This window comes from Hymenobacter pini (genome assembly GCF_020421205.1).
GTDB lineage: Bacteria > Bacteroidota > Bacteroidia > Cytophagales > Hymenobacteraceae > Hymenobacter > Hymenobacter pini.
Genome location: NZ_JAIZZH010000003.1, coordinates 423,402 through 443,145, shown reverse-complemented (window position 1 = coordinate 443,145; position 19,744 = coordinate 423,402). Strand labels below are relative to the sequence as shown.

At 58.9% G+C, this 19,744-nt stretch carries 18 protein-coding genes; 6 read left to right on the top strand and 12 right to left on the bottom strand.

The genetic code is table 11. The features are described from left to right. Positions 1 to 158: 158 nt before the first annotated feature. The 7 genes from LF252_RS13170 to LF252_RS13140 all read right to left on the bottom strand — a co-directional run bounded on the left by LF252_RS13170 (position 159) and on the right by LF252_RS13140 (position 8,090). Positions 159 to 1,628, bottom strand: coding sequence for a PorT family protein (locus LF252_RS13170; protein WP_226270054.1), 1,470 nt, complete (start codon positions 1,626 to 1,628; stop codon positions 159 to 161). Beyond that, positions 1,603 to 2,205, bottom strand: coding sequence for an RNA polymerase sigma factor (locus LF252_RS13165; protein ID WP_226270053.1), 603 nt, complete (start codon positions 2,203 to 2,205; stop codon positions 1,603 to 1,605). The genes LF252_RS13170 and LF252_RS13165 overlap by 26 nt, the downstream gene beginning before the upstream one ends. Before the next feature lie 161 nt (positions 2,206 to 2,366). Then, complete coding sequence (gene secDF / locus LF252_RS13160; protein ID WP_226270052.1) at positions 2,367 to 5,339, bottom strand: protein translocase subunit SecDF; 2,973 nt, start codon at positions 5,337 to 5,339, stop codon at positions 2,367 to 2,369. A 152-nt stretch (positions 5,340 to 5,491) separates the two neighbouring features. Further along, positions 5,492 to 5,860, bottom strand: coding sequence for a hypothetical protein (locus LF252_RS13155; protein ID WP_226270051.1), 369 nt, complete (start codon positions 5,858 to 5,860; stop codon positions 5,492 to 5,494). A 146-nt stretch (positions 5,861 to 6,006) separates the two neighbouring features. Then, positions 6,007 to 6,639 (bottom strand): uridine kinase family protein, encoded by a 633-nt coding sequence (locus tag LF252_RS13150; protein WP_226270050.1) that lies wholly within the window; start codon positions 6,637 to 6,639, stop codon positions 6,007 to 6,009. 348 nt (positions 6,640 to 6,987) lie between these two features. Then, positions 6,988 to 7,578 (bottom strand): RdgB/HAM1 family non-canonical purine NTP pyrophosphatase, encoded by a 591-nt coding sequence (gene rdgB / locus LF252_RS13145; RefSeq protein WP_226270049.1) that lies wholly within the window; start codon positions 7,576 to 7,578, stop codon positions 6,988 to 6,990. Positions 7,579 to 7,691: 113 nt separating this feature from the next. Beyond that, on the bottom strand, positions 7,692 to 8,090 hold the full coding sequence (locus LF252_RS13140) for a hypothetical protein (protein ID WP_226270048.1): 399 nt from the start codon (positions 8,088 to 8,090) through the stop codon (positions 7,692 to 7,694). A gap of 195 nt (positions 8,091 to 8,285) precedes the next feature. Here LF252_RS13140 and LF252_RS13135 point away from each other — a divergent pair, with 195 nt between their 5' ends. The 4 genes from LF252_RS13135 (at position 8,286) to hemC (ending at position 12,672) form a co-directional block, all read left to right on the top strand. Further along, complete coding sequence (locus LF252_RS13135; protein WP_226270047.1) at positions 8,286 to 8,531, top strand: type B 50S ribosomal protein L31; 246 nt, start codon at positions 8,286 to 8,288, stop codon at positions 8,529 to 8,531. 172 nt (positions 8,532 to 8,703) lie between these two features. After that, the gene (locus tag LF252_RS13130; RefSeq protein ID WP_226270046.1) at positions 8,704 to 9,912 is read left to right on the top strand and encodes a GlmU family protein; all 1,209 of its coding nucleotides are present in this window, start codon (positions 8,704 to 8,706) and stop codon (positions 9,910 to 9,912) included. A gap of 493 nt (positions 9,913 to 10,405) precedes the next feature. Then, a complete protein-coding gene (locus LF252_RS13125; RefSeq protein ID WP_226270045.1) occupies positions 10,406 to 11,539 on the top strand; it encodes a DNA polymerase III subunit in 1,134 nt (377 codons plus the stop codon). A gap of 194 nt (positions 11,540 to 11,733) precedes the next feature. Continuing rightward, positions 11,734 to 12,672: a hydroxymethylbilane synthase gene (hemC, locus tag LF252_RS13120; RefSeq protein WP_226270044.1), complete on the top strand. Its 939-nt coding sequence runs from the start codon at positions 11,734 to 11,736 to the stop codon at positions 12,670 to 12,672. A 116-nt stretch (positions 12,673 to 12,788) separates the two neighbouring features. On the opposite strand, the gene LF252_RS13115 is transcribed toward hemC, so the two are convergent. Then, complete coding sequence (locus LF252_RS13115) at positions 12,789 to 13,412, bottom strand: DUF2238 domain-containing protein (protein ID WP_226270043.1); 624 nt, start codon at positions 13,410 to 13,412, stop codon at positions 12,789 to 12,791. Between the two features lie 161 nt (positions 13,413 to 13,573). On the opposite strand from LF252_RS13115, the gene LF252_RS13110 reads away from it, so the two are divergent. Beyond that, on the top strand, positions 13,574 to 14,215 hold the full coding sequence (locus LF252_RS13110; RefSeq protein WP_226270042.1) for a peptidylprolyl isomerase: 642 nt from the start codon (positions 13,574 to 13,576) through the stop codon (positions 14,213 to 14,215). Positions 14,216 to 14,228: 13 nt separating this feature from the next. Next, positions 14,229 to 15,134, top strand: a complete 906-nt coding sequence (locus tag LF252_RS13105; protein WP_226270041.1) for an SDR family oxidoreductase — start codon at positions 14,229 to 14,231, stop codon at positions 15,132 to 15,134. Positions 15,135 to 15,583: 449 nt separating this feature from the next. On the opposite strand, the gene LF252_RS13100 is transcribed toward LF252_RS13105, so the two are convergent. The 4 genes from LF252_RS13100 to LF252_RS13085 all read right to left on the bottom strand — a co-directional run bounded on the left by LF252_RS13100 (position 15,584) and on the right by LF252_RS13085 (position 19,606). Beyond that, on the bottom strand, positions 15,584 to 16,543 hold the full coding sequence (locus tag LF252_RS13100) for an ABC transporter permease (RefSeq protein ID WP_226270040.1): 960 nt from the start codon (positions 16,541 to 16,543) through the stop codon (positions 15,584 to 15,586). Next, a complete protein-coding gene (locus tag LF252_RS13095) occupies positions 16,540 to 17,562 on the bottom strand; it encodes an ABC transporter permease (RefSeq protein ID WP_226270039.1) in 1,023 nt (340 codons plus the stop codon). Before LF252_RS13095 ends, LF252_RS13100 begins: the two co-directional genes overlap by 4 nt. A gap of 17 nt (positions 17,563 to 17,579) precedes the next feature. Then, positions 17,580 to 19,310 carry an ABC transporter substrate-binding protein gene (locus LF252_RS13090; RefSeq protein WP_226270038.1) on the bottom strand — a complete coding sequence of 577 codons (1,731 nt, stop codon included), beginning with the start codon at positions 19,308 to 19,310 and terminating at the stop codon, positions 17,580 to 17,582. Between the two features lie 71 nt (positions 19,311 to 19,381). Then, positions 19,382 to 19,606, bottom strand: a complete 225-nt coding sequence (locus LF252_RS13085) for a hypothetical protein (protein WP_226270037.1) — start codon at positions 19,604 to 19,606, stop codon at positions 19,382 to 19,384. Positions 19,607 to 19,744 lie beyond the last annotated feature (138 nt).

Below are 19,744 nucleotides of genomic sequence, written 5' to 3'. Positions count from 1 at the left end.
AAAAAGTGGGTGAAAATGAGGGGCAGGAGTCTGATTAGCCCGCTCCGGAACGGGTTATAGCAGACCAGGCACTGCGGCGCTGCCCCAGGCAAAAGAGAAGTAACAGAATGCTGAAAACCGTGAATAATGGCCCCCAAGGGGCCCCACGGACCGCGGTGCTACGGAACTACCGTGCGGGGGCCAAACAGGCTGTATTTGATGCCCAGCAGAAGGCCGGCGCTGCTCAGTTTTACTTTGCCGGCCCCTACGCCGCCCAGTGGAATTTGCAGGTAGGGCTCCGCCTGCCCCGCCCAGCGGCCTCCGAAGAACTGCTCAATACCGGCCGTCAGGTTCACAACGCTGAACGGATGATTCTGACCATTTACTACCCGGGCTGTTCGGATGCGGGTTTGGCCGCCCAGCTGGTAGCTGTAGTTGTATCGCTCGTTGCGCATGAGCAGAGAAGTCAGGCCGGCACTGGCAAACACGGAATAGGAGGGCTGGCGTACGAAATCATACCGTAAATCCAGCGGAATTTCGGTGATGCGGCAGTTGGCATTTACGTCGTAGTCGCCCATGTACCAGCCCCAGCTGCTGGGGGCCATATAGTCGGTGCTGGCGGCTCCGTAGCGCTTCACGCTGCGGATAAGTCCGGTGCGTACCCGCAGCCGCTGGCTTAATCGGTACTCCAGCGTTAGGCCCAGGTCGCCGCCCAGCCGGGCCGTGCCCACCGTGCGCACTGCGCTTAGGGCCGGGGCTCCCACTACGCCTATTACCCACCGCGGCAGTGGCGCAGCGCGAGTAGGTCGTGGCCGGGTAGTATCAGGGGCGGTAGCAGCTACAGTTGTGTCAGGGAGAGCAGCAGCTGTAGCAGTCGGCTGAACCACTGAGCCAGTATTCGGGACCGATTGAAGCGAAGAATGGTCAGATTGAGTCGGCGTCTCGCTGGTGGTCAATCCAGCCGAGGCGGGCATACCACCTATGCCTGGAGTTGTATCTGGGCGGTTAGAGGCCGCCACAGCTGCCACGGCCACTGTGTTGTGAGAGTGCGCAGCAGCTTCGCTACGTGTGGGTTTGGGTTTGCGCTCATCAACTAGAAGATGAGTGCTGGTGCGGAATACCTGCCGATGTTTCCTCACCAAGAGCACGGGTACCGATGGCCGGGAAACTGCGTAGCCCTGCACATTGCGTTGCGACGCCGATGATGTCGTTTCGCCAGTGGTTGGTATAGAAGTCTGGGCTGGCTTGGCGGCTTGCGGCTGTGCTGCTTTATTGGTCAGTAAGGCAGGCGCCAGATTGGTAGCGCGTGGTGCAGTAACTCCATCGGACGCAGCAGCCGTACGAGCAACTGCCGCATCAGCAGTAGTGCTGGGTATCCGCTGTTGGGGAGCCGTAGCCTGTGTCCCAGGTTGCCATTCTGGGGTCAGGTGCCAGAGTAATGCCAATAACCCCACCAAGACCAGCTCGGCGGCAAACCATTTGGTCACGCGGCGGCGCACCTGCTGTTGCACCAGTTGCTGGTGCTCAGCGGCCTCTAGCTGTTCCTCTATCTGCAGCCAGCCCGACAGGGATACCTCGTCGGGGTAGGCTTCGGCACCGCCCCTGAACAGGCGGTCCAACTCCTCATCTGACATATCCGGCGTAGGCATGGTGGTGGGTTTGTTTAAGCAGCATTTTCAGCTGGGTGCGGGCTTTGAACAGGTTCGATTTTGACGTACCGGTTGAAATACCCAGGTGGTCGGCTATTTCCTCGTGGGAGTAGCCATCAATAGCAAATAGGTTGAACACCGCCCGGTAGGCCGGTGGCAGCTGCCCGATCAGGTGCAGCAATTCCTCAAACGACAGCGCATCCAGCGGGGCTCCGCCCGTTTCGCCCGGGTAGTGCTCGGCGGCTTCCAACTCGGTCTGGAAGGCATGACGGTGGTTGCTGCGGAACTGGTCGATGGCCGTGCGCACCATAATGCGCCGTAGCCAGCCACGTAAGGAACCAGCTAAATCCTCGGGGTAGCGGGCCGCATCAAAGCGGGGCAGCTCCTGGAATACCTTCACAAAGCCGTCGTTTACGGCCTCCTGGGCTAGGTCCCGGTCGTGCAGGTAGCGCAGGCAGATGCTGAGCGCGTAGGCGAAGTACTGCCGGTAGAACTGACGCTGGCACGCACGGTCCTGCCGCCGGCACCCGGCCAGCAAATCGATAAGCAGCGCAGAATCGGGGGTGGAAGCAGCCACGGGAGCGGAGCGTCTGAGTTACCAGGCAACTCGGGGCAGGTGCCGAAAAGGTTGCCCGGAGTAGATAAAAAAGTTAACAAAAAAAGCCCAGCCGGTCAGGCTGGGCTTTTTCTAAGTTTCTGGTTGCTAGTTAGCGTCATAACTAGAAACCCGAAAATTACTTACACTTGGGCGGCGGTGTTTAGCTTGGGAGCACCGGCTTCTGAGGTGTTCAGGCGTTCTTTCTCTTTGCGGCCGTAAGTATCCAGAATCAGCGGAGCGGCAATGTACAGTGAGGAGTACGTACCGAAGATGATACCGATAATCATGGCGAAGGAGAACGAGCGGAGCGTTTCACCCCCGAAGATGTAGAGCACCACCATCACCAGGAATACCGTGGTGAACGTAATCATGGTGCGTGAGAACGTGCTGTTTAGGGCCGGGTTTACCACCTGGGCAAACGTGAGGTGCTTGTTTTCCCGCAGGTACTCCCTGATCCGGTCGTAAATCACGATGGTGTCGTTCATGGAGAAGCCGATAGTAGTCAGCACTGCGGCCACGAACACTTGGTCCATCTCGTAGTTCAAGCCGAAAGCCCGGGCAATGGGGAAGCAGGCAATAACCAGCAGCGCATCGTGGAACAAAGCCACCACGGCGGCCATCGAGTACTGCCACTTTTCAAAGCGGAACAACACGTACACGAAGATGGCCAGCAGCGTGAGGCCCAGGCTCAGCACCGAGGTCCGCTTGATGTCGTCGGCAATGGTAGCGCCTACTTTGGAGGAGCTAACCTTGGTGGGGTTCAGCGCGCTGTACTTACTGTTCAGACCCTTGAACATGGCGGTTTCTACCTGCTTATCGGCATCCACGCTTTCGTCGGCGGCCAGGTAGCCCGTGGTAATGCGCAGGCGGCTTTCCGACCCGAAGGTTTTTACCTCCGTGCCGGCCCCGCCGAAGTAGTCCTGCGTCAACAGGTCGCGCACATCCGAAGCCACAACCGGCTTGCTGAAGTTCACGATGTACTCACGGCCACCGCGGAAGTCAACGCCCAGGTTCGGGCCACCCTGCAAGTACATCAGCACGAAGCCGATAACGATGACGATGCTGGAGAAGGTATAGGCGATTTTGCGCTTACCCACAATGTCCAGGTTGATGTTCTTGAACAGGTTGCGCGAGAACGGCGTGCTGAAGCTGAGCGAGTTGGAGCTGTTGTTCTTTACCATCCGCTCAATGATGAGGCGCGACACGTACACGGCCGACAGGAACGAGGTGAACACGCCGATACCCAGCGTAATGGCGAAGTTCTGCACCGGACCCGTGCCGAAAAAGCCGAGGATAACGGCAATAATCAGTTGGGTTACGTTGGAGTCGAAGATGGCCGTGGTAGCGCGCGAATAGCCTTTGTTGATGGCATCCGTGGGTTGCAAGCCGTGGTCCAGTTCTTCCCGGATTCGTTCGAAAATCAGTACGTTGGCATCCACCGAGGCGGCAATTACCAGCAGCAAGCCGGCAATGCCGGGCAGCGTGAGGGCAAACTGGAAGTTCGCCAGCACACCCATAATCAGGAACAAGTTGAACAGCAGCACAGCATCGGCTACCAGGCCGGCGCGGCCGTAGTACACGGCCATGAACAGCATGATGATGGCCAGGCCACCAATCACCGAGAACAGGCCCTGGTTGGTAGCCTCGCGGCCCAGCGACGGACCCACAATGGCTTCCTCCACAATGCGTGTGGGCGCAGGAAGCTTACCGGCTTTCAAGGTGTTGGCCAGGTCCTGGGCTTCTTCAATGGCGAAGTTGCCGGAGATGCTGGAGTTGCCGCCGGCAATTTCCGACTGTACCACCGGAGCCGAGTACACGTAGTCATCAAGCACAATGGCAATCTGGCGGCCGATGTTAGCGGCCGTCAGGCGCTGCCACTTGCGGGCACCGGCGGGGTTCATCTGCATGCTCACTTCGGCGCGGCCGCTCACGGCATCGTAGTCGCCTTTCGCGTCGCTGATTACCTCACCGCCGATGGGGGCTTCCGAGGTAGTGCTCTTGCGGATGGGGTACAGCTCCAGGTACTCTTGGCCGCTGATGGCCTCGGGCTTGGCCGCCCACATAAAGGTAAGGTTGGAGGGCAGTACCGAGCGGGTTTCGGGGCTGCGCAGCACGGCGTTCATGCGGGCGGTGTCGCGCAGGTTTACGCCCAGCTTGCCGGGCATGGTGAACAGGCTGGCCAGCACGTTGGTCTGGGGAGCAGCCGAGTCCGCCTTGGCAGCGGCTTTGGGGTCTTTCTTGGCCAACTGGCTAGCCAGCGAGGTCGAGTCGCCGGCGGCAGCAGCGGCTTTGGTAGTATCCGTGGTGGCGGTAGCGGCGGCTGGCTTGGCGGCTTTTTCTTGGGCATTCAGCACCTGGGCCAGCTGGTTCAGGTAGGGAGCAAACTCATCCTGACGCCATACTTCCCAGAACTCCAGCTTGGCCTGGCTCTGCACCAGTTTCCGTACGCGGTCCGGGTTGTCCACGCCAGGCAGCTCAATCTGGATGCGGCCCGTGCCTTTCACCCGCTGAATGTTGGGCTGGCTGGTGCCGAATTTGTCGATGCGGTTGCGCAGGATGTTGAATGAGCGGTCAATGGCTTCTTCCTCCTGCTTGTTGATCTCGCTGATTACCTTGTCGTTGGAGGCGTTGATGTCAATGGCGCCTTTGTTGACGGTGTTGGCGAAGATGCGAGCTAACTTATCGTTCGGGGCAATTTGCTGGAACGATTGGGCAAACAGTGTGGTGAAGGGCGTGGAGGGGTTGGTTTTCCGCAGCTCCTGCGCCTGGGTCATGGCCTTGTTGAACACCGGGTCTTTGGAGTTGCCGCTCATGGCGCGCACAATTTCCACCGGCGATACTTCCATTGTCAGGTGCATACCGCCGTTCAGGTCCAGGCCCAGGCCCAGCTCCGACTGCCGCACGTCCTTATAAGTGAGCGGCCCAAATACCGGGGCGCGCCACACCGAGTCGAGGTAGTGCTGACGACGTTTTTCGTTGAGTTGGCCGCCGCGCGTGGCATAGCCGGCCGCATCCCGCTGCACCCCGCGCGAAACGAGGGTCAGCGAGAGGAAGTACAAGCACAACGCCGACACGAGTGCGGTCAGCGTAATGATGAGTCCTTTGTTACGCATGTAAAAAGTAGAGTTGGATAATCCAAAAGGAGAGAAAGGCTGATGCGCTGCAGTGGGCCGCCCTACTGTGGGGCTGTACCAGTCAACTTCACAACCGGGCTGCATCAGCTAGCAGCCAGCGGCACTTCATTCAGTATTCGGCCCGCACCGGGCTATGGAGCCTGCGGCGAGAGGGCGGCCAGCAACAGCCGCGCCCGGAAGAAATCGGGGACGGCGCTGGGGCGGGCCGGCAGGCCAGCGGGGCAGGCCGGCTGCCACTGCACTAGCGGCAGCGTCAGGGGCCAGGGCAGCCACGCATCGGTGGCCGGGGCCACGTCCAGCACCAGCGGCGACGTGGCTTCGAGGGTCACCCGCTGCTTGATGACGGCCGTGCGGGGAGCGGCATCCACGCGGGCCTGATGGCCGGTGGGCAGCACCCGCAGCGTGGCCACAGCTTGGTGGTTGAGCCCCAACACCATCAGCACGGTGGCTGTGATGAGGGCAAAACGCAAGCGGGGCAACAAGGCAGTCAGAAAACGCAACGCAGTGGGGGTAAGAGCTACAAATATAGGTTTTTGGCCCGGGCGCTGCAAAAGCCTGTACTCTGGAGCACGGCAAGCCAAAAAAAGAGCCCCTGCCGCAGCAGAGGCTCTTATAGCTAACAGGGTAAGGCCAGAGGAGGAAACTACTAAGAGTTCTGGCCCGTGGTGATTTTGCTGCGCAGAAACGACACCAGCACATCCAGGCCCTTATCGAAATGGCGGTTGTTGGGAATGATGATGTCGGCGTCGTGCTTGAAGGGCTTGATATACTTCTCGTAGGTGGGTGCTACGTGGTTGGTGTAGCGGTAGAGCACGTCCTCCAGGTCGTAGCCCCGCTCGTCCCGGTCGCGCACAATGCGGCGCTGCAGCTTCACATGCTCCCGGGCGTCGATGTACACTTTCAGGTCCAGCAGCTTGGCCACTTCCTCAAAGTAGAACACAAAAATACCTTCCACCACCACAATGGGCGCGGGCCGGAACACCAGTTCGGCGGGCACCACGTTGGGGTTGTTGAAGGTGTATTCCTGGCGACGTACTTCCAAGCCTTGGCTGATCTGCAGCACGTCGGCAGCGTAGGCCGCCGAGTCGATGCTGCCGGGCAGGTCGAAATTGGTGACGCCTTGGGCATCAACGGCCTGGTTTTCCCGGGGGTGGTAATAGTTATCCTGCGAAATCAGGCAGATTTCCTCTTCGGGAAACGAAGCCAGCAGCCGGCGCAAAAAAGTGGTTTTGCCGGAGGCGCTGCCGCCCGTGATACCGACGATAAAGGGGTGTTGCATGGTGGGGGGAATAGGCCCGTACCGGCAGGGCCAACCCTGCAAAAGTAAGCAGAAAGGTCGAGGTGATGAAGGAATACCCCACGAAGTGCCCCGGAAACAAGTCCGCCAGTGGCGGAAGCAACGGGGAGTTTCGCCCCGCTTACCAGCGTATTTCGCAGCCCTCAGCCGGCCAAAATCAAGCTCGCAAAATGACCAGCGCCGCCCGGTAGGCCATTCTGTCTCGTGGAAGTCATTCGAGATACACCATGGCTTCCACTCTACTCAGCGCGTCATGCTCCGCTGCACTCGGCATGACCGTTACGATAGTAACATCAGTTGAGGTTTCTGCTCAACGGTTGGTTAAACTCCTTATTCCGCCATTCGCTCATTCAGAAACTGCACCAGCCCGGCCACGGCGCGGCTGCGGTGGCTGATGGCATTTTTTTCGGCCAGCGTCATTTGCGCGAAGGTGCGGCCGTCGCCCTCGATGGGTTGAAATACGGGGTCGTAGCCGAAGCCGTCGGTGCCCTGGAGCGTTTCGGTAATAACGCCATCCACAGCCCCGGCAAACTCGTGCACCTCGGCCTCACTCAGTACCAAGGCCACCACCGTGCGAAACTGGGCCGCGCGGTCGGCTTTGCCGTGCAGCTCTTGCAGCAGCTTTTGCACGTTGTCTTCGGAGCGGCGCTGGGGGCCGGCGTAGCGGGCCGAGTAAACGCCCGGCTCCCCGTTCAGGGCGGCTACTTCCAGGCCGGTATCATCGGCGAAGCAGGCCACGCCGTAGTGGTCCCACACGTACTGGGCCTTCTGGCGGGCATTGCCTTCCAAAGTATCCTGGGTTTCGGGGAGTTCCTCGTGGCAGCCAATGTCGGCCAGGCTGAGCAGCTCTACCAAGGAAGGCAGCAAAGGCCGGATTTCGTCCAGCTTGTGGGCGTTGTTGGAGGCAAAGCAGAGGCGCATAGGTGCTGGGTGAAGGAGGGAAAAAAGGAAATGCAAAACGGAAGGCGGCCAGTGTGCCAGACTATCCAATCAGCCCTCAAACATACTCAGCTACATTAACTACGCGGAGCTGCCTAGCGAAACATCTGCTTAATAGTATCCCAGGAGCGTAGCACTACGTTGTCTTCGGACTGCACCGGCGAGGTCAGGTAGGTGTAAGTGCCCGTGGCCGTGCGTACGGCCAGCCGGTATGTAACCGGGCCCCGCCCCAAGGTACTGCGCAGCATATTCAGGTCGGTGTAGCGGTATTGCTGCTGAGCGGTGGAGCTAAGCACTACCAGGCGGTCAAAATCGTCCGCGGGGTAGTCGCGCCGCCACACTTCGTAATCTTTAACGATGGCCGCGCGAGGAGCCTGCCATTCCAGCAACACGCTGGAACCCCGCTGTTGCGCCCGGAATACAGCCACCGAAGCGCCGTATGCGAGTAGAGAAGCTAGTAAACAGCCGGTCAGTAGCGTAAGAATACGAGCCATAGGCTTTCTAAGATAGCGGCGGAAGAATGCGGAGTAAGTATACGGCTATCCGGCTGGAAAAGGGCGTCGTCAGTATTAAGTCTCGGTTACGCCGCAGAAAAGCCACCGCCCGCTTTTGAAATCCGGACGTAACGTGTACTTTTGCAGTCCCTTCCGCAAAATCGGCAGGTACCAAGGTAAAACGGCACTACGACCATGAAAAAAGACATTCACCCCGAGTACCGCGAAGTGGTATTCCAGGACACTTCCAGCGGCTTCAAGTTCCTGACCCGCTCGACGATGAACTCCAACGAGACCATCACCATGGAAGACGGCAAAACGTACCCCGTAATCAAGGTGGAAGTTAGCTCGGAGTCGCACCCCTTCTACACCGGCAAAAACGTACTGCTCGACACGGCTGGCCGCGTAGAGAAGTTCATGAACCGCTACAAGAAAAAATAGCTTTTCGTAAGCTGTTAGCTACTAGCCGTTGGCTGATAGCTTTCTATAAGAAACTCCCTTCGCCATCCGGAGGGAGTTTTTTATTTGCCATTTTTGAACATTCGTTTCGCGCCCGGTCAGTTTAGGCTGCCGGCGCTGTCAGCTAACAGCTAGTAGCCAACAGCTAAATAATATGCACGTTCTGCTTTTCGACGACCCCGCCATTCGGCCCCATCTGCTGCCGTTCACCTTTACCCGGCCCGTGGCGGCCCTGCGTTGCGGCATTCTCACGCTGGCCGAAAAATGGCAGCACCGCCTGGGCGTAGAGCAGGTAGGATATCTGACGGAACAGTACCTGCAAGCCAAGTTTCCGGCTGGTAACACGCAGGGGCCGGCCCTCGTCATCAACGGTGCCATTTGCCCCGACGACCTGCTGGTGCAGCAGGTACAGGCGCTAACGCCCGGTGAGGCCCTGTTCGACGAAGACATGCTGGTGGCCGCCCACTTGGCCGACGCTACCCAGGTAGCCGAGCTGATTCAGGAAGGATTCCAGAAAACCCGCGACGTGGTGGAGCCCGTGACGGCCATCAAGGAAGTGTGGCACCTGTTCCTGCGCAACGGCGCCGAAATCCGCCGCGACTTCGCCCTGCTCACCAAAGGCCGGCAGTCGGAGCCCGTGGGCGACGCGCACACCATCGTGTACGCCCCCGAAAACATCTTTATTGAGCCGGGCGTGAAAATCCGGGCGGCCATCCTCAACGCCGAAAACGGCCCCATCTACCTGGGCCGCAACTCGCAGGTGCACGAGGGAGCCATCATCAGCGGCCCGCTGGCGTTGTGCGAGGGCAGCCACATCAACGCCGGGGCCAAAATGCGCGGCGACAATACCGTGGGCCCGTACTCAAAAGTGGGCGGCGAAGTGGGCAACAGCATTCTGCTGGGCTACAGCAACAAGGGCCACGACGGCTACCTGGGCAACTCGATAATTGGCGAGTGGTGCAACCTAGGGGCCGATACCAACACTAGCAACCTCAAGAACAACTACGCCCCCGTCAAAATCTGGAGCCACTCGGCCGGCCGCTTCGTGAACACCGGCCAGCAGTTCTGCGGCCTCATGATGGGCGACCATAGCAAGTGCGGCATCAACACCATGTTCAACACCGGCACGGTGGTGGGTGTGGGGGCCAACATCTTCGGAGCGGGCTTCCCGCGCACGTTCATCCCGAGCTTCAGCTGGGGCGGGGCCGCCGGCTTCGAAACTTTTAAGCTGCCCAAAGTAGTCGAAGTAGCCGACCGGGTAATGGCCCGCCGGCAGCTCCAGTACGATGCGGTGGAGCAAGGCATCATGCAATATGTCTACGACGCCACGGCTAAAGACCGGGTGTGGGAAAAGAGCACGTAATATGTCTTATGACAGGATTCACAATGAACCCAACTGGTTTCTTGAAACGATAAAAAATGTATTTCCTAAATAGGAAGAATGGATTATTAATGAATCGGGGTTTTGCCAATGGAATGAAAAATCTTCCAAAAGTTTGGTAGCTGCATCTCGTAAGCCTGGATTCTGATAGTTCAGCGTTCCGATGTGTGATACTGTAGGAGCACTGAACATGCCGTTAATAGCATATCGGTCGACAACAATTCTCTGACGCTCATCGAGGAAGCCACTATTAAATACCCGAATGGATACGTATTCATTGGGTTTTCCGGGAATAACAGACGTTACGCTCCTTTCTATCATCTACGCAAGAGCTGATTCCCAGAACTAGGAACAATAGCCACGCTCGTGCAGAACAATTCATATCTTATTGATTTGGACGTTTTCCGTAAGGCTGACCATCTGGTAGCACAAGTTGCATCAGAAATTTCTGAAACCAAGCAATAACTAAAGCCTCATGCGTTTCTCCGAAATTCCCGGCCAGCAGCAGGTAAAGCAGGTGCTTATTGGCAGCGTGCGGCGCAACCACGTGGCCCACGCCCAGCTGTTTCGCGGGGCCGAGGGCTCGGCGGCGCTGGCGTTGGCGCTGGCGTATGCGGCATTTCTGAACTGCGAGGAGCGCACCCCGGAATCGGACGACTCCTGCGGCCGCTGCCCCAGCTGCCAGAAAATTGATAAGCTCGTTCACCCCGACCTCAACTTCATCCTGCCCGTTACTACCACCAAGGCCGTAGCCAAGGATGGCGTGAGCAGTAAGTTTGCGGCCGAGTGGCGGGAGTTTATCCTGCCCAACCCCTACCAGGGCCTCAACGACTGGATGCAGCACATCGGGGCCGAAAACAAGCAGGGTAGCATTTCAAAAGAAGAAAGCATAAACCTGCTGCGGCTGGTGAGCCTCAAGGCGTTCGAGGCCCGGTTCAAGCTGGTAGTTATCTGGCTGCCCGAACTGATGCACCCTTCAGCGGCCAACGCTGTGCTGAAGCTGCTGGAGGAGCCGCCACCCGCCACCGTGTTTTTGCTGGTGAGCTACGCCCCCGAGCAACTGCTGCCCACCATCATCAGCCGGGTGCAGCCGGTGGTGGTGCGCGCCCTGCCCGAGCCGGAGCTGACCAGCTGGCTGCGCGACGTGCAGCACATTCCGGAAGTAAAAGCTCGGCAGTTGGCCCAGCTCACCGAGGGCAACATTGGCGCGGCCCTGGCTGCCCAGGCGGCCGGTCAGGAGGAGCACGACTACTTTGCCCTGTTTGTGGCTTGGATGCGCACCTGCTACGCCAATAAAGTGGCCGATATGCTGGACAAGTGCGACGAGTTTCAAAAGCTGGGCCGCGAAAACCAGAAGGAGTTTCTGCAATACGCCCTCACGCTGGTGCGCAAAGTGCTGCTGTATGGCCTCGATGCCCACTTGGTGCCCCACCTGCCGCAGCAGGAGCAGGGCTTCGTGAAAGGCTTCAGCTCCTTTGTGCACCCGCGCAATGCCCCGCAGCTGGCCGAAGCCCTCAACGAGGCGCACTACCACGTGGAGCGCAACGCCAACCCCCGCATGGTATTTCTGGATGTTTCCCTGCGCGTGGCCGAGTTGCTGCGGCTGTGAAAAATACCGTGTTGAACAACGAAAAAGCCTCTTAATGGGCTGAAATCAACAGAAATACAATTTGCTAAATATGTATAGCTGCTGCTAAACACTGTATAGCCGGCGGGCTTGGCGGGGGCGCGTATCTTTGTAGTGGCGAAGCCCCGGAGCTGTTGCAGCTCCCAAGTATCATAGTTTCTGAATTCGTTTCCAAGTTGAAGACTTCTATTCGCATTGGTACCCGCGGCAGCAAGCTGGCGCTGTGGCAGGCTCACCACGTAGCCGACCTTCTCACGGCCGCCGGCCTGCAGCCCGAAATCGTCATCATCACTACCAAGGGCGACGTGGTGCTGGACCGCTCCCTGGATAAAATCGGGGCGAAGGGCGTATTTACCGAGGAGCTGGAAGAAAGCCTGCGCACCGGCCACATCGATATTGCCGTGCACAGCGCCAAAGACGTGCAAAGCAGCATCCCTGCCGACCTGGAGCTGCTGGCCTTTATGGAACGGGAGCGGGTGAACGACGTGGTGGTAAGCTTCGATGCCGACCTCGACCTGCGCCGCCCCGACCTGGTGCTGGGCACCAGCAGCACCCGCCGCAAGGCCATGCTGCGCCGGTTTCTGCCCAACGCCACCACTGCTGAGGCCCGCGGCAACCTGCAAACCCGCCTGCGCAAGCTCGAAGAAGGTCAATACCACGCCCTGGTGCTGGCCTACGCCGGCGTGCACCGCATGGAGTACGACGGCCTCATCCGCCATGTGCTGCCCGAAACGCAGTTTATCCCGGCCACCGGCCAGGGCAGCGTAGCCATTGAGTGCGCCCGCAACCTGGAGCCGGCCCTCAAAGCCGAACTGCACCGCATCCTCGACCACGCGGCCACCCACGTGTGCCTGCAGGCCGAGCGTGCTTACCTGCGCACCATGGAAGGCGGCTGCAGCATCCCCAGCTTCGCCCTGGCCACCCTCAGCCCCGATGGCTCCACCGTGCAGCTCCACGCCGGCCTCATCAGCCTCGACGGGCAGCAGTTCCTGGAAGAAACCCGCTCGGCCGCCCTAGCTGAAGCCGAAATCCTGGGCACCCAAGTAGCCGAAACCATCCTTACCCGCGGTGGTCAGCAAATCCTGGACGATATCCGGCGCGAGCGGGCAGAGTAGTAGAGGTACAGCTGTTATCCTGGGTACACACAGCAAAGGACCTTACTGCGCGTGAACGATTTATTCAGGGCGCGGTAAGGTCCTTTGCTATGCTTAGGATAACGGGTTTCGTTCGGTTACTCGGTTTTCCCCCGACCAAACAGCGCGTACAGAATCAGCGCAAACACGGCCCCGCTGGTATCGGCCAGCATGTCCTTTTGCGCGTCCCAGATGTCGCCCTGGCTGCCCAGGAAGGCGGCTCCCGCGTCGCCGCCGGCCAGCTCGGCGTACACCCATTCAATCAGCTCATAGCTCATGGCCACGGTGCCAATCACGCACAGCGGCAGCAGGTAGCTCAGAAAACGGCTCCGGATAAGGTCGCGCTGGTCGGTGTACTCGATGAGGGCGTAGGCGTAGAAACCCACCGAGAAATGCGCCACCCGGTCGTACATGTTGCGCTTGAAGCCAAACAGGTGGTTGAACCAGTCGAACGGCACTTTCTCAAACGTGTAGTGCCCGCCCACGGTGTGCATAAAAATCAGCACGCTCATCAGGGCATAGGCCAGGTTCGAAAACCGCACACCCCGCACGTACAGCACCACCAGCGCAACCACAATTAGCAGTATCGGAATATTCTCGGCCCACCACGTGCCCCGGTCAGTGGGGTTGATGCCCAGGGCTACGAATTCAATGAAATACACCAGCAGCAGCAGTTTGGGAAACCAATGGGAGCGAGTTGCAGAGGGGAGAGGTGATGTCATAAGGTGCTAGAGAAACAGATGAGGTTGCTCAACATACGCAGCCCCCGCATTTTTGCCGATAAAAACAGTTTTGAATCTAAGGGCGAGCTGCACAAATAGCGCGTGTGCGCGCAAAAGCGTGTATTTTCGGCTCCATTCCCTCACTTTTTAGTTGATGAATAATGCGTAATCTGCTGCGCCATGCCCTGTTGATGAGCGTGCTGCTGGGGGTGGTGGTATCCACGGCCCACGCCGCCAAAAAGCCCCGCAAAAGCCGTAAGGACGAAGTTGTAACCATCAGCACGCCTCAGGGCGACATCCGGCTGGTTCTGTTCGATGAAACGCCGCTGCACAAGGCCAACTTCCTGAAACTGGCCCAGAGTGGGTTTTACAATGGTACCACGTTTCACCGCATTATCCCGGGCTTCATGGTTCAGGGCGGCGACGCCAACTCCAAGGACGACGACCCCAATAACGACGGCGCCGGCCAGGCCGACGAACAGCGCATTCCGGCCGAAATTCGTCCGGACCTCACCCACAAGCGTGGAGCCGTGGCCGCCGCCCGCACCCCCGATTTTGTGAATCCCCAGCGCCAGAGCAGCGCTTCGCAGTTCTACATCGTGCAGAATCCGCAGGGCACGCCTCACCTCAACGGCCAATATACCGTATTCGGGCAGGTTATCAGTGGGCAGGACGTGGTGGATAAAATTGTGCAGCAGCCCACCGCCGAGCGGAACCGCCCCGTTACGGACATCAAGATGACTGTGAAGGTGGAAAAGCTCAAGAAAAAGAAAATCACGGAGCTCTACGGCTACCAATATTAAGGCGCTTTCGGCTATGAAAATTCTGGTAACCGGCTCCAATGGCCTGTTGGGGCAGAAGCTGGTAGCCCGGCTGCGGGATGAGCCCGGTGTGGAGTTGGTAGCTACTTCCCGCGGTGTCAATAAGCTGGCCGCTGTGTATCCCGAGGTGCGGTTTGTGACGCTGGACGTTACCGATGCCGCGCAGGTGCAACAAGTAATTGCGCAGGAGCGCCCCACCCATCTCATTCACACAGCAGCCATGACCCACGTGGATGAGTGTGAGTTGAACCAAGCCAGCTGCTGGCAGCAGAATGTAACGGCCGTAGCCAACTTGGTTGCGGTTTGTGAGCAGTACCACGTGCATCTGCTCCACCTGAGCACTGATTTCATATTCAGCGGCGAAACCGGCCCGCTCGACGAAGCTGCCCAACCGGCCCCCGTCAATTTCTACGGCCAGAGCAAAGTAGCAGCCGAGCAATTAGTGCAGGCCTGCGCCGTGCCCTGGGCCATTCTGCGCACTGTGCTGGTGTATGGCACGGCCCACGACTACGGCCGCACCAATATTGTGACGTGGGTGCGCGACTCCTTGCGGGCCGGTAAAGCCATCAACGTCGTCAACGACCAAGTACGTACGCCCACGCTGGTCGAAGATTTGGCGGCGGGCTGCTGGCTGGCTGCCCAGCGCAACGCCACGGGTATTTATCATTTGAGTGGAGCCGAGCTATTGACGCCGTACCAAATGGCCTTACAGGTGGCGGCCTATTTTGGACTGGATGCGAGCCTGATTACGGCGGTAGATGCCAATACCTTCTCGCAGCCTGCCCGCCGGCCGCTGCGCACCGGCTTTATCATCGAAAAAGCGCAACGGGAGCTGGGGTATCAGCCGCATTCCTTTGCCGATGGCATTGCGCTGGTGGCCCAACAAACGGAGCTGCTATAAACGCAAAAAACCCGCAGACAATGTCCGCGGGGTTTTCACACACCTATTGCAACAACCTGGGTGCAACGGAACCAATGGCGAGCAGCCGCCGGGCTCCTTACACAAAAAATCTTGTCAACATCACCGGATTGGTGATGACCAGTTTTAACTGCAACCAGCAAGCAAAGTGCTTTGCCAACAGAAAAACTGTCTTCAGAACTCGCCGGGCTTTTCCCCGCGTCCCGTTCCGATATGACAATATTAGGGGCTGAAATACGTGTTGTAAAGGACAGTTTTGTTATAAATGTGACCTTTGATTACGAAGGAAATTATAGTGCTTAAATAAGGTGGGAACTTCTGCTTAGTCCTATTTCGCTTAGTAATCAGATTATTGAAAGTAATAAGGCATAAACGAGCTTATGTAGAGGTGCGTTTTATTAGAAAATTGTGACATCAACATTGGTCATTTACTAGGCCGATTTGCTGGATACGAGCCGGTGCAGGCTTAGAATGGTAAGCACAACAGCTAGCCCTGGCCAGAGTAATAGCCACCAATCAGCAGGGGCTTGCCGCACTGCTGCCAGTAACCTACCCCAACTGGGCATGTGTGGCGGCAAGCCGATTCCGAGGAAAGACAGCGTGGTTTCCAGGCTAATAAGCACGGCCACGGTAGAAGGAAAACGAACCAACAGCACCGGTAAGGCATTGGGGCCAATATGGTGCCACAGTAGCCGAGAGACGGAAATACCACTGCTGCGGGCGGCTTCTACGTAAGTCAAATGATTGATTTGCAAGGTGGTGGCTCGTGCCAGGCGGGCGGGAGTGGGCCAGCAGGTACCACTAAGCAATGCCACCACACCCGCCACGGAAGGGCGCTGTACGGCCGCCACAGCCACTACCAGCACCAGCAGCGGCACCGAGTTTAATACTGAAATCAACCCCAATACTAGGCTGTCGATGGGCAGGGCCCATGAGGTGGAGCGTGACCGGGCTGCTTGCCATGCTCCCACCGCCACCGCCAGTACCGCTACACATAGGCAGCTAAAAGCCATGTTGTAGCTGTAGGGAATACTCACAATGGCGGCTAGCAAACCAAGCACCGCAACCCCCAGCGGCCCCCGAGCAACTCGTAGGCGCGTATCGCCCCAAAACCCGGCTGCGCCGCCCAAACCAGCCCCGAGCAGTAGGGTAAGCAACGCCGCTGGAACGCTCACCGTGACTACCGTACGGGCCCCTTGCCACAGGCTTTTGGCTACGTCCAGGCCCTGCGGAGTAGTGCCCAGCCAGTGCGGCGGCTGAAAAGAGGAGGCATTCACGTGCTGCAAATCCGGCACTACGTGCGCAGTGGGAGCCGACAGAGCTGCCAGTAACACGAGGCTCAGCCAGCCCGTTGCGAGCCAGTGCCGCTGAAATAGGTGGTAGTACCTCATGCTGCGGAGCGCAAGCGTGGGTCAAGAACCGGATAAAGCACATCTGCCGCGAGCTGGGACAGGAGGCGTACTACGGCAACTAACCCTACGGTGCCTAGGAGCACGGGTATATCCTGGTTTACCGCCGCATCGGTAATCAGGCGGCCCATGCCGGGTAAGGCAAATACCACCTCTACTACCACTGCGCCGGCCACAATGGCGGGCAGCAAATCGGTGAGGAGCGTGACCACCGGCAGCAAGGCATTGCGCAGTGCGTGTTGCCATATTACCCGGTTGGCGGACGCGCCTTTGGCTCGGGCGGTGGCTATGTATGGCCGGGTTAGCTCTTGTTGCAGGGCGCCATCCAGTTGAATAGCCAAGCCGGGAAAACTGCCGAGTACCAAGCTTGCCGTGGGCAACGCCAAGTGATACAGTAACTGCACAGGGGAGCTGGCGGAGACATCATCCGGGCCCAAGCCAAACGCCGGAAACCAATCAAAAGCATCGGGGTTGGCCAGTAGCAACAGCAGCCCAAGGGCCAATAGAAAGAGGGGCAGGCCTTGCAGCACGTGCGCAACCCGCAAAAACCAGCGCCGGGCCACCGGCCGGAAGCCCACGGCCATGGTGGCGCTCAGTGCCAGCAGCACGCTCAAGGTGGCCGCCAACAGGGTAAGGGGCAGTGTGTACCGGAGCGCTTGGGCCATCAGCTCGGTCACGGGGGCGTCGGCGCGGTACGAGTAGCCCAGGTTCCCGTGCACTAGTTGGGTTAGCCAGGTATGGTATTGATTGTGTAAACCGTGCCATTGCCAGCCTTGCCCCTGTTGCCAGCCCACGTAAAACAGCGGAGCATCCAGCCCGTAGCGGTGCAGCAACTGCGCCATAACGCCCGGAAGCTGGGCCTCGTTACCGGGCCGGGCCGAACTGTCCAGCGTGTTCTGCAGCAGGGTGGTGGGCTCAATAGCAGCGTGGCTCAGCAAGAACAGCACCGACAGTGTGAGGGCGGCCGTGCCAATTGTTCGGAGTAGGTGCCGTAATAGCATGCTGCAGTGCATACCGGCTAGCGTGAAGAAGCCGCCGGCCGAATCCGGGCCGCTTCGTATCCTGGTTTAATACCGGTAACGGGCACCTGCAGCCGCTTGGATGCCGCCACTCTATACCGCAGAAAATACAGCACCCGGAATGGTACTTCCGCCGCCATAATGCGCTGAAATTTGCGCAATAAGCGGGTTTTCAGTGCCGTGTCCTCCGTGCTGGTAATCTGCTCAATCAGGCGGTCCGTAACCGGTGATGCATACCGCGTGGTATTGGTTACGCCAACCCACTGAGAGTGAAGTACCGGGGTGAAATCATAAGAGAAGGGGTTGCCCGCCAAGTTGCGTATGGACATATCGGTGGTGCCTGCCCGCAATTGATTGCTGAGCACCGACTGTTCGGTGGGGCGCAACTCCACCTCAATGCCCAAGGCCTCCGCGGCCGCCTGAAACTGCAGGGCCACGGTTTCAAAAGTTGGTTCGCCCGCCCGGTAGCTTACGCCGAAGCGCAACGTCTGCTTGGTGCCGCCCGCACTCGCCCGCACCCAGCGGCCAGTGGCCTGGCGCTGCCAGCCCGCCTGCTGCAGGAGTTTGGTAGCCTGAGCGGGGTTGAAAGCGGGCAGCGGCAGGCTGTCGTTGTAGTAAGGGTGCATGAGCGGGCTGATAAGGCCCGCACTCGGTAGCGCCTCATTCTGCTGCGTGGCTTTAATCAAAGCGGGTACATCAAAAAGAAGGCTCAGCGCCCGGCGGGTGATGGCATCCCGGAACAAGGGTCGCTGCACGTTAAAGCTGGCGGCGAGGAACTCGTATGAGTCGGCCGTGTAAAAATTCAGCCGCTGCCGGTCAGTCTCGGACTGTTGCAGGCGGGCAAATTCGGCGGGCGGCATCAGCGAGTATACATCCACCTCGCCCCGGCGCAACGCCAGCGTGGCCGTAGCCGCATCCGGAATAATCTGATAGGTAAGCGTAGCTGGGTAAGCCTGCAACTGCGGCGGAACTGCCGTCAGGCCATCGGCCCACCATCTTTTCTTGCGGGTGAGCGTGAGGTAGCGCCCATTTTGCCAGGCCGTGAGCCGGTAAGGGCCGCAGCCCGGCAAGCGGGCCGGGTAGCGGGCCACCTGCAGGGCCAAGTAGCGCTGGCTCAAGGCTTGCATAGCCGGCAGCCTTGGTTGCAGCCGCACGGTAGCCAGGGAGGTGCGGCGCAACGAGCCCTTGGGGTCCAGTATATATTCCGGCAGCACCGAAAAATCTCCCGAAGAGCGGATATGTTCTGGCGATTTACCAGCGCACACCAGCGTAAACCGGCGGGCATCAGCAGCATCCAGCCGAATATCCCGAATAAAGCCAACCATGGCCTGCGCGCCTTCAGTGGGAAGGCCAGCGCAGTACATCGTCTTCAGCGTCAGAGCCACATCCTGGGCTAGCACGGGCGCGCCGTTGTCCCAGGTAGCCTCCGGACGGATTCGGTAGCTGATCAGCAGCAGCGAGTCATTGCTGCGGTCTACCGTTGGGAAGTCTTCTGCCAGCCAGGGCACGAAATCGTGCACTGATTCGCGGCCCATCAGCAGGCTGCAGTGCGTCAGGTTAGCCACTTCGTAGGCGCTGGGGTTACCCACTACAAAGGGGTCGAGGTTCTCGGGGTCCCGGGCCCAGCGGATGCGAACGGTGCCAGTGGTAGAAGGTGAAGAGGGGGAGGTGCAGGCGTGCAGCAAGCCCCCCAGCATCACCAGAAGTAGTCCGCTATAGAGCTGCTTCATGAACGGGTAACCGCGTAAGACGTGAGTCTGGGCAAGTTACCACGTTTTACAGTTACCGAGGCTAGAGTGGCTTAATGGCCGTCACCCCAGCCATTGGTGCCGTGGTCATTCGTGAGGTGGCCGTCGCCCCAGCCGTTGGTGCCGTGCTCGTCCGTAAGGTGGCCGTCACCCCAGCCATTGGTACCGTGCTCATCTGTGCAGGAAACGGTCGTGCCGTTGGAAGCGGGGGTGGCATCACCGGAGAACGACGTGAAGCTAGCGAACTGAAACAGGGCGATGGTGATGAGCTCTAACATGGCTTGGAAATATTTGTGTGTCAGTTGATTGAATGACACAAATGTGGAGTCCAAACCAGTCCCCGTAAAGGAAACAGAGCGCGTAAACGTGACCTGAATTCAGGTTGCGTTTTCACTGGCGAGTATTGCGCTAAGTGC

Coding starts and splice junctions, on each gene's coding strand:
- LF252_RS13170 (WP_226270054.1), bottom strand. CDS start 1,628: ATGCCTACGCCGGATATGTCAGATGAGGAGTTGGACCGCCTGTTCAGG.
- secDF (WP_226270052.1), bottom strand. CDS start 5,339: ATGCGTAACAAAGGACTCATCATTACGCTGACCGCACTCGTGTCGGCG.
- LF252_RS13150 (WP_226270050.1), bottom strand. CDS start 6,639: ATGCAACACCCCTTTATCGTCGGTATCACGGGCGGCAGCGCCTCCGGC.
- rdgB (WP_226270049.1), bottom strand. CDS start 7,578: ATGCGCCTCTGCTTTGCCTCCAACAACGCCCACAAGCTGGACGAAATC.
- LF252_RS13140 (WP_226270048.1), bottom strand. CDS start 8,090: ATGGCTCGTATTCTTACGCTACTGACCGGCTGTTTACTAGCTTCTCTA.
- LF252_RS13135 (WP_226270047.1), top strand. CDS start 8,286: ATGAAAAAAGACATTCACCCCGAGTACCGCGAAGTGGTATTCCAGGAC.
- LF252_RS13130 (WP_226270046.1), top strand. CDS start 8,704: ATGCACGTTCTGCTTTTCGACGACCCCGCCATTCGGCCCCATCTGCTG.
- LF252_RS13125 (WP_226270045.1), top strand. CDS start 10,406: ATGCGTTTCTCCGAAATTCCCGGCCAGCAGCAGGTAAAGCAGGTGCTT.
- LF252_RS13115 (WP_226270043.1), bottom strand. CDS start 13,412: ATGACATCACCTCTCCCCTCTGCAACTCGCTCCCATTGGTTTCCCAAA.
- LF252_RS13110 (WP_226270042.1), top strand. CDS start 13,574: ATGCGTAATCTGCTGCGCCATGCCCTGTTGATGAGCGTGCTGCTGGGG.
- LF252_RS13105 (WP_226270041.1), top strand. CDS start 14,229: ATGAAAATTCTGGTAACCGGCTCCAATGGCCTGTTGGGGCAGAAGCTG.
- LF252_RS13100 (WP_226270040.1), bottom strand. CDS start 16,543: ATGAGGTACTACCACCTATTTCAGCGGCACTGGCTCGCAACGGGCTGG.
- LF252_RS13095 (WP_226270039.1), bottom strand. CDS start 17,562: ATGCTATTACGGCACCTACTCCGAACAATTGGCACGGCCGCCCTCACA.
- LF252_RS13090 (WP_226270038.1), bottom strand. CDS start 19,310: ATGAAGCAGCTCTATAGCGGACTACTTCTGGTGATGCTGGGGGGCTTG.
- LF252_RS13085 (WP_226270037.1), bottom strand. CDS start 19,606: ATGTTAGAGCTCATCACCATCGCCCTGTTTCAGTTCGCTAGCTTCACG.